Source organism: Stutzerimonas stutzeri, assembly GCF_000952685.1.
GTDB classification, from domain to species: domain Bacteria; phylum Pseudomonadota; class Gammaproteobacteria; order Pseudomonadales; family Pseudomonadaceae; genus Stutzerimonas; species Stutzerimonas stutzeri_E.
On the sequence record NZ_JYHV01000015.1, the window covers coordinates 330,012 to 340,054 of the forward strand.

The following is a 10,043-nucleotide window of genomic DNA, read 5'->3' on the forward strand; positions in this document are numbered from 1 at the left end:
GTCTTTCGATCTCGGGCCTCGCGCATGGCACGGTCTCCGTGGACGCATGTAAAGACGAACACGTCAAACTATTGCCCGTTACTCGGATGATCGAAGACCGTAGCGGGACGTTGAGCCTAGCCCGCGTTCTGGCGCGTTTTGAAAGTGAATCCGGCGCCCAGGCGGAGGTGCCGCCTGCGGGCTATACCCACTCGGCGTTTTGGTTCCGCCTGGAATTGAAGAACGAGGGATCGAGCAGCTGCTCGCGCTGGCTGACGGTGGGTGCGCCGCGTCTGGAAGACGTGCGCGTCTATAAACCGGTGCCGGGTGGCTGGGAATCGATGCGGGCGGGAAGCGCTTATCCGCTCAACGAATGGTCGTATCCGGCGCGGCAGCCGCTCTTCCCGGTATCGCTGGAGGCTGGTGAATCGGTCGTGTTGGTCGCTCGGGTCGCCAGCGGTACGCAGATATTGATCAACCCCCAACTCTGGTCCGATCTGGCGCGCTTCCAACATCGGCAGTCCACGGACCTGTGGGACGGAATCACCCTTGGCATCGTATGTCTGGTGGCCCTGTTCAGCCTGATGATCGGTGCGATCTTCCGCTCCTGCCTGGTCGTGGTGCATGCCGGCGCCGTCAGTTCTTACATTCTGCTGACGTGTGTTCTGAATGGCTATCTGGTGCTCTGGCCGGCGGCGCTCAGTTGGACGCGAGAGCTGACGGTGCTGGCCAGCGTGATCTCGTTTGCATGCTTTCTGGGCTACGCCGCAGTGGTACTGCGTGTCGGTCAGTTACCCAGAGCCATCGGTGTATTGTTCGGGCTGCAATTCGTTGCGCATGCGGGTGCACGCCTATGGTCGTTGATAGACCCGGCCCAGGGAGGCGATGCCGCCCTGATGGTAATGAAAGGCATCTATCTGCTTTTTCCGCTGACGCTGTTGGTCGGTTGGCGTAGAGGTGTGCGCTACGACTGGCTGGCCTGGTTGCTGCCGTTGATATTCATGTTGCTGTTGGCTGCTCGCTATTTTTTCGAACTGAGCAGCATTCCCTGGCAATCGCCTGAGCAGCGCTACAGCCTGGCGTCGACCTTACCGGGAGTCTTACTGCTGTTATGTACCCTTGCGGTCGAGGTAAGCCGCGCCAGATCCAGGGAAAAGCGAGCGCTGCTCGACCTCGATCATCTCAAACAGGCCGAGCACGAACGCCTCGAGCAAACGGTGGCCCTGCGTACCGAACAGCTGCGCGAATCGCTGCGCGCGCGCAGCGGGCTGATCGCTCGGATCAGTCATGATCTGCGTTCGCCTCTGGTGAGCGTGATCCAATATGCCCGCTTGTTACAGACGGGCGCAGAAAATGACTATCCGCAGAAGATCGAGCGCAACACGCGGCGGCAGCTGGAACTGATCGACGACTTGCTGGAGTTCTCCTCTGGCGAGCTGCAGCAAATGGAATTGTCGCTCGCACCCGGCTATCTCTATGGCTTCTTGCGTGAAGTGGAGGACGAGGCCGCTTTCCTCGCTACCCGCCAGCGCAACGCGTTCGAAGCCCAATTCGCGCAGGACCTCCCGGTACTGGTACATGCCGATTTTCGGCGGCTGCGGCAGGTTCTCATCAATCTGCTGGCCAATGCGGCCAAGTTCACCACCGAGGGAAGCATCCGCTTCGAGGTGTGCTGCGTGAACAATATTCGTCCGAATCAGGTGCAACTGCGCTTCTGCGTCACCGACACCGGCATAGGACTCGATCCAAAGGACCGCGAGCAACTGATGCGGCCGTTCGGGCGTGGTCGCAACGCGCAGCGGTACGAGGGCAGTGGGCTTGGGTTATCGATCGTCCAGGATTTGCTGCAGCGCATGGGCAGCGAACTGGAAATCGAGGCGCCCGCAGAAGGCGGAAGCCGGCTGAGCTTCACCGTGCAGCTCGCCTGCGCGACCGAGCAGGACATCGATTTTTCCGCTTCGGACGGTCCACCAACGGCACTGAACGGAGCGGGGCGGCACGTCCTGCTGGTTGACGATATCGAGCAGAACGTGGAATGGCTGGCCGATCTGCTGGGCGGATATGGCTTCGAAGTTTCGACGGCGATCAGCGCTGCCCAGGCGCTTGGGTGTCTCGCCGATGATCCCGTCGACCTGATCGTCACCGATCAGATGATGCCTGATCTGGACGGCTGGGAATTCCTGCGTCAGGTGCGTAGAGAGTGGCCAGGGACACCGGTGGTGCTTTATTCGGCGGCGCCCGCGCGACGGCCGTCTGGCTACCCAGAACAGCTCGAGTTCGATGCCGTGCTGATCAAACCGGCTTCGAACGGTGAGCTGCTTCGCTGCATAGATGAGCGGGCATGTCGTCAAAGGCAAACGATCACTACCGAGGTTGGCTCTTGAGTTCTTCGCGCGTAATGATGCTGTTTGTGATGCTGGCAGTCTCATCTGCCTCCATGGCGGAGACCGTACCTTCAGGCGATGCCGGGTATTCTCGACGAGAGGAGCTGTTGCTCGACGACATGACGGTCACCGCAGACGCTGACAGTTCCTTGCACGAGGACGCGCGGCGTGGCGTCGTCTTGGTGGAGGGAGAGGCCGTGGAGCGCCCTGGTGGACACGCGCCCAGCCTACTCGAGCAACGCGTCCCGGGTCTGGTGCTGTCTGGCCACAACGCCCGTGATATCGGTTTCGGGATGCGCGGATACGGCGCGACGGCCTTCAACGATGGGCTGGAAGGCAGCGTTGGGGTCTTCGTTGACGGAGTCTATCTCGGCCGTCAGGGCATGGCCCTCGGCGACTGGCTGGATATCGAGCGAGTCGAGGTGCTGCGTGGGCCGCAGAACACCGCGTTTGGCAAGAACAGCAGTGCCGGGGCGTTGAACATCGTGACCCGACCACCGAGTCCGGAGTTCGAGGCACGTGGCGAAACAAGTGTGGGTTCTCGGGGCTTGCGGCAGCATCGCGGAAGTTTCTCAGGGCCGTTGGAGGACGGGGTGCTGGCCGGTCGGCTGAGCGTCTTTCATACCGAGCGCGATGCGCTCGTCGAGAATCGTTACAGCGGCGCGGGGCTGAACGACAAGGATCAACAAGGGCTGCGGGGACAGCTGCTGTGGACCCCCACCGAGGCGTTCAGTGCGCGTCTGGTGGGCGAGCATGGGCGGGCGGATGATTCGGGAAGCGTACTGATGGCTAGCCATTACAGCGACCAGACACGCCGCCGGGCCGCTTTTGTCGGCTACGATCTGCCGGCGACCGACCCGAAGAAGCGGGAAGTCCAGCATGACGCGCCGACCGGCAGTCGGGTGTCGCAGGATGCCGTTTCGCTGGAGCTGAACTGGGCGCTGGCGCCGACGATGCAGCTGACCAGCATCAGCGCGCATCGTGACTGGACTTATCTCAGCAAGCGAGATGGCGACAGTACGCCGCTTAGGGTCGCCGAGGGAAATGTCGATCTGCGGCACCGGCAGTTCAGTCAGGAGCTGCGCTTGAGCGGGTCGGTCGGTCCGCGCCTGGATTATTCAACGGGTGCTTATTACCTCAGCCAGGACGCTCGGCGTGAGACCGCTGTCCGCTTTGGCGACGATGCGGCTGCCTGGTTCGTCGGTGATCGTCTGGATGAAATCGAGCAGTTGTTCGGCATCCGCTTTCAAAATCCAGCTCAGATCCCGACGTCCTTGCTCAACGGTGCGAGTCAGCGCTATGCCGGTGCACAGGAGTCGGAAAGCCGCGCGGTGTTCGGAGCGCTCGCGTGGCGTCCCGTTGAGCGCGTCGAACTGAAGGGAGGGCTTCGCTACGGGCGAGAACACAAGCAAGGTTGGATGTCCCGGGAGCTTGCGGACCTGGCCTCTCTGAACGGTCTGCCGCCAGTCATTCAGGGTGGCGGTCAGTTACTTCGGCAAATTGCGTTGGGTGGAGCATATTACCGGCGTGACTCCACCGAAGAACGACACCTGACCGGTGAACTCGGGTTCAGATACCAGTTTTCCGATGCCGTTACGGGCCGGGCTGGCTGGTCACGCGGATACCGAACGGGTGGGATCAATTTCGACGTGGTGGGCCCTACGGCAGCACCGACGTTCGGCTCAGAGCGGGCCACATCGTTCGAATTGGGACTTGAAAGTCGCTTCTGGGACGACCGTGCGCGGGCCGGCCTGACCCTTTATCAGACGGATGTCGACGATTATCAGGCGCTGACCTATAGCCCTCCGGCCACGCTATTCGCGCCTCCGTTGCGTGACAATCTCATCAACGTCGGCGCGGTACGCCTGAGGGGAATCGAGCTCGACTCCGCTTGGCGCGTGCATCCTCGCACTGACCTGCGGCTGGGCGTCGCCTGGAGCGATGCGCGTTATGGCGCGTTTCGCAACGCGCCTTGCCCACCCGGCGAGGGCCAATGGGTGTGCGACCTGAGCGGCAAACGCTTGTACAACGCACCCGAATGGAATGTGTCGACCGGGCTCGATTACTGGCAACCGCTGGTGCCGGGGCTGGAAAGCTTTGGCGGCGTCGACTACAGCTTCCGAAGCGGCTATTACGGCACCCTCGAAGGTGGTGAGGGCAGCTATCAGCCGAGCTACGGACTGACCCATCTGCGCTTTGGCCTGCGCCGCTCGGACCGTAGCTGGGAGGTCGAAGGTTGGGTGCGCAACCTGTTCGACCGCCATTCCGTCAGTGCCGTCTATGCCCTGCTTGGCGCGGGCGATTACGGTGTGCTTACAGGGGAGCCCCGCATGGCAGGCATGACGGTCAGGGCGCGCTACTGATAGGCGCCACGCTCGGTACCGTGCCCCCCCGCGTCATAGCCGTTCGTCAGGCCGCAACGGATTAATCCTCGACCATCCGCTGCAGCAAAGCTCACGTCCGCTCTCGCAAACTTTGCGCTGTTGAACTCTACGCATAATTCGCCGCAACTCGACCGGCCGAACACCCGGGACGGGCATTCATTACGGTTTTTATGGAGTTTGGCGATGGCAGTCCGTGAACAGGATTTCGTTTATGTGGGCAAGCGTCTGCTGCGGTGGAGCGTTGCGTTGGCTGGCTCGGCTGCTGCGCCCTGGATTTTTGCTCAAAGTCTGCCGGATGCCGGTCAGTTGCTGAACGAGCATCAGCAGAGCCAGCCATCCGCACCGCAATCCACCGAGCCGCCGCCTGCGTTCGAACTGCCATCCGATGCCGTGCGCGAAGGGCAGTCCGGTTTGCGCGTGACCCTTCGCTCGATCCGCTTTTCCGGCGACACGGAGTTGGCCGAGACTGAAGATCTGCAGCGTCTGGTTAGCCCCATGGTGGGCAAGACGCTCGACCACGCCGGGCTCCAACAGCTAACCGACAGCCTGACCCGTTATCTACGTGGTCGCGGCTATGTGTTGGCCAGAGCGTACCTGCCGCGTCAGGACCTGACCGAGGGCAATCTGGAAATCGCGCTGACCAAGGGAAAATTGCAATCGGATGCGGCGCGCATCGAGGTTGGCGGGGCGACTCGCAGCTCGACCGGTCGCCTGCGTGGCATTGCCGAGGCAGCGCTGCCCCAAGGCAAAGCACTGCGCGCCGAAGATCTTGAACGTGCGCTGCTGCTCATCAACGACCAGCCCGGCATAACCGCGCAATCCGCCCTTGAGCGCGGCACCGAGCCCGGCAGCAGCCGCTTGCTGATCAGCGCCAAGCAAGGGCCGGTCTTCAGCGGTGGCGTGTCGGGCGACAATTACGGAAACCGGAGCACGGGCAGTGCTCGCGCCAATGCTCAATTCAACCTCGCTGATCCGCTGGGTATCGGCGACCAGTTTTCCCTGGGTCTCAGCAAGACCACCGGCAGCACCGTGGTGGGTGCCGGCTATAGCCTGCCGCTGACGGCGAGCGGATTGCGCTTGCATGCCGCAGGGTCGTACCTGCGCTATCACGTCGACCAGGAGCAATTCCGCCCGTTGAACCTGCGCGGCACCGCCGAGAGCGGATCCCTGGGCCTGAGCTATCCACTGATCCGCTCGCGCCTGCAGAACCTCAATCTCTCCGGGACGTACGAATATAAGGCTCTGGAAGATCGGGCGCTGGGCATCAACTTGCGTGACCGGGAGCTGAACAACTTCAACGTCGCGCTTTCTGGTAACCGCTTCGATGGCTTGGGTGGGGGCGGCGTTACCGATGCTGGAATCGCTCTGACTGTCGGCCAGCTTGATCTATCCGGCAACCGTGGCGATGAATTCGCCGACAGCATGGGAGCCCAGAGTGATGGCGGCTTCCATAAGCTCAATCTGCGACTGTCGCGTCTGCAGAACCTTGGGGCGGCAAGCGACTGGACGCTGTTCGCCGGCGCTTCCGCGCAATGGGCTAGCGGCAATCTGGACTCATCGGAGAAATTCCTCCTGGGCGGCCCTGCCGGAGTGCGTGCCTATCCCGTGGGCGAGGCGTCCGGCGACCAGGGCTGGTTGGCCACCCTCGAGCTACGGCGCAATCTCGACCTGGGGCTTCCGGGGGTCAAGCTGCAGACGCTCGGCTTCGTCGACACCGGCCGTATCTGGCTGCACGAGGATGAATGGGCGGGCTCGATCAACAACGCGGGCGATACCAACCGCTACGACCTGCACGCTGTAGGTCTTGGGGCCAATGTATGGGTGGGCGATTTCACTGTTCGCACCGCTGTAGCTCGCACTCTGGACAACAACCCAGGCCGTGGCATCTCCGGATTGGACGCCGACGGACGCTCAAGCGACTGGCGCGCCTGGCTACAGGCATCGCTGGCTTTCTGACATCACCGTATCGGTCTTTTCGAAAAAGGAATAACGCATGAAGAGCGCTTCGTTGAACCATGTTTACCGCCTTGTCTGGAGCGATGCCGAACAGGCTTTCGTTGCCGTTTCCGAACATACCGCTGCCCGTGGCAAGCGCGGTGGTGTCGTTGGTTTTCTAGCCGCCCTGGGTCTGCTGAGCATCGGCGCCGTCCATGCCGCCGATCTCCCTACCGGAGGGACGATAGTCGGCGGTAGCGGTGCTATTTCCCAAAACGGCAATCAGATGGTGATCAACCAGTCCAGCGGCAAGCTAGTAACCAACTGGAACAGCTTCGATGTGGGCGCCGGTTCAGGCGTCACCTTCCATCAGCCGGGCGCCGACAGCATCGCCTTGAACCGGGTGATCGGTGGCGGTAGCGCCAGTCAGATCCTGGGCAAGCTCGATGCGAACGGTCAGGTCTGGTTGCTCAACCCCAACGGGGTCGTGATCGGCCGCGGCGCCGAAGTGAATGTCGGTGGCCTGGTGGCTTCATCACTGCAGATCAGCGACGAGGATTTCCTGGCCGGCAAGACTGCGTTGAACGCGGGAACGGGTGCCGGTGCCGTGATCAACCAGGGCACGATCAACGCTGCGGAGGGCGGTGTAGTCGCGTTGATCGGTCCGCAGGTCAGTAACAGCGGCAGCATCCATACACCAGGCGGTAGCGCGGTGTTGGCGGCCGGTGACAAGGTTGCTCTCGACTTCCATGGCGACGGGCTGGTGAGCGTCAATGTCGAGCGAGGCGTGCTCGATGCCCTGGTGCAGAACGATGGGCACATCAGCGCCGACGGCGGAATGGTTGCGCTCAGTGCGCGATCGGCCGACGCCGCGCTCAACAGCGTTATCAACAATACCGGCATTATCGAGGCCAAAGGGCTCGTCGAGCGCGGCGGACGCATTCTGCTCGATGGAGACGCAGAGGGCGGTCTGACCCAGGTGGCGGGCACGCTCGATGTCTCCTCGGACCAGGGCCAGGGCGGCGACATCCTCGTGACCGGGGAACACATTGCCGTCGCCAACGCAACGCTGGATGCCAGCGGCGCTACTGGCGGCGGAACTATAAAAGTCGGCGGTGGCTGGCAGGGACGGGACGCCAGCGTCGCCAACGCTCGCCAGGTGACCGTGAGCAAGGACGCTACTTTCAAGGCGGACGCCATTGGCACCGGCAATGGCGGCACCGTGGTCGCCTGGTCGGACGGTGACAACCGTTTTGCCGGCAAAATTTCCGTGCGCGGCGGCGAGCAGGGCGGCGACGGCGGCAAGGCCGAGGTGTCTGGCAAGCAGACGCTGCACTACGCCGGCCTGACCGATGCTCGCGCCGCCAAGGGTCGCACGGGCGATCTGCTGCTCGATCCGACGCGGATCGATATTGTCGGCGGCGGCAACGCTGGGGATTCGATTACGGGCGCCACGGTCACTGAAAAGGCGCTGGAAGCCCAGGCGGCTAACGTACTGCTGCAGGCGACCGAGCGTATTCACTTCGGTGATCTCGCCCAGAACGGCGGTGATGGCAAGATCTCCATGCAGGAAGACGTCAGTTTCCGCGCGGAAGTGGTTAACAGCGGTAGCACCCGCACCATGATTACGTTTGAAAACGCCGAGAACACCTTGGAGGTATTCGGCACCGGGAGCATCTATCTGCAAGCCGGAGGGGGCGGTACTGGCTCCATCGGGGAGAGTAATTCCGCTGGGTTGACCGGCAATCTGGGTGTCTTCAATCTGATCGCTCATGGCCCAGGTGACAATCCAGACGTGGCGGACATCCCGGCACATCTCGTCGATCAGATCGGTAACGGCACGCCAGGTGCGGGCACCATCACCGTTCTCGGCGCGGACGGGGCAACCTTGGCCGGCACGCTCCAGACCAATGGCGGTTATGTGCGCATTTCCGTGGACTCGGATGCCGGGGTCAACAAAGGTGGTGCCGGAAACCTGGTGATCAACAAGGGCGCTGACATCACCACTCATGACGGCAATCTTTATCTGTCATTCGGCGGCAATGGGTATAGCGCTACGCTGCTTAGCGACATCACGTTGGGCAATGGGCGACTGTACTTCGGCGATGCCATTCCTGGTGGCATCACCAAGCAACTCGGTTCGTCCACTGGAGAGAAAAAGCTGGGTGGCCTGCTCAGTCTGAGTGGAGATGTCAATTTCAACACGCCGCTGACCATGCTCGGGGGCGCCTCGATCTATACCAACGGCGCGATCAATTTCACCAGTACGGTCAATCTGGACACCGGCGACGACCTGCTGACACTCAGGGCGAATAATGTCGATTTCACCAGTGCGACGCTGCAAAACCTGTCTACGGCAAGCATCCGCTTGGAGCCCTACGACGCGACGACCAATATCAATCTGAACAGCAGCAGTGGCAACGCCGGCGGCGGCATCTTCCTCGATGCGAGTGCGCCGGCTACGGACATCAGCAGCCTAGTAGGCATCAAGAACCTTACCATTGGCCGCGAGGATGGCAGCGGTACCACCACCGTGGACGCCTCCGGGTTCGGTTTCAATGCCAACGACAACCTGACGTTGCTTAACGGCAACATCCGGATCGACGGCGAGTTGCGCAACAGCAACGCGACCGGCCATGTCATCGCCCAGGCGGGCGAGGGCGATGTGGTCATCAACGCTGGCGGTAGCGTCACCGCCCAGGGTAGCGGTGACGCCGTGGTGCTGGTTGCGGCGCGGAACTTCGTCAACAACGCTGGGGCCAACGCATTGCTCGCAACCAACAGCAGTGGTCGCTGGCTCACGTATTCGACCAATCCATGGGATGACGTGCGGGGCGGGCTCGGCATCGACTTCAAGCAGTACGCCACTGGGTATGGTCAGCCGATACTTGGCACTGGCAACGGCCATGTCTATACCTACGCACCGAAGGTCACGGTCGAATTGACCGGAGAGGTTCGCAAGACCTATGACGGCAACACGGACGCAACCGTCGATGCCTCGACTCACTTCGCAATGAGTGGTGCAATCGACGGAGACACCATCGATGTCATCTCCTTCGGTGACGCTTATTACGCAGACAAAAACGCCGGGGCGGGCAAAGGGGTCACGGTAGACAATGTCCAGGTTTCCGAAGCAACCAACGGCGATGTGAAGGTTTACGGCTATCAAGTCGATGCCTCGAGCGTCAGCGGCGACATCGGGACGATTGACAGGAAAACTCTGACGGCCACGGCCGATGTGGCCGACAAGGTCTACGACGGCACCACAGCCGCAGACCTCAGCAATGTGCAGTTGATTGGCGTGGTGGCCGGTGATGCCGGCAAGGTGAACACCAGTGGCTCGACCGGCAGCTTCGTCGAC

4 protein-coding genes are annotated in these 10,043 nt (G+C 61.9%); all 4 read left to right on the forward strand.

Features of this window, described 5'->3' with window-relative positions:
- Positions 1–38: 38 nt before the first annotated feature.
- Positions 39–2,363 carry a hybrid sensor histidine kinase/response regulator gene (locus UF78_RS10155; protein WP_230623598.1) on the forward strand — a complete coding sequence of 775 codons (2,325 nt, stop codon included), beginning with the start codon at positions 39–41 and terminating at the stop codon, positions 2,361–2,363.
- Positions 2,360–4,726: a TonB-dependent receptor gene (locus tag UF78_RS10160; RefSeq protein WP_230623599.1), complete on the forward strand. Its 2,367-nt coding sequence runs from the start codon at positions 2,360–2,362 to the stop codon at positions 4,724–4,726. The genes UF78_RS10155 and UF78_RS10160 overlap by 4 nt, the downstream gene beginning before the upstream one ends.
- Before the next feature lie 204 nt (positions 4,727–4,930).
- Positions 4,931–6,703 carry a ShlB/FhaC/HecB family hemolysin secretion/activation protein gene (locus UF78_RS10165; RefSeq protein ID WP_052679301.1) on the forward strand — a complete coding sequence of 591 codons (1,773 nt, stop codon included), beginning with the start codon at positions 4,931–4,933 and terminating at the stop codon, positions 6,701–6,703.
- A 37-nt stretch (positions 6,704–6,740) separates the two neighbouring features.
- A partial coding sequence (locus UF78_RS10170) for a filamentous hemagglutinin N-terminal domain-containing protein (protein WP_045162049.1) occupies positions 6,741–10,043 on the forward strand: 3,303 nt, incomplete at its 3' end.

What these genes read in the sequence shown, in the direction of transcription:
- UF78_RS10165 (WP_052679301.1), top strand. Translation starts at nt 4,931, where the DNA reads ATGGCAGTCCGTGAACAGGATTTCGTTTATGTGGGCAAGCGTCTGCTG.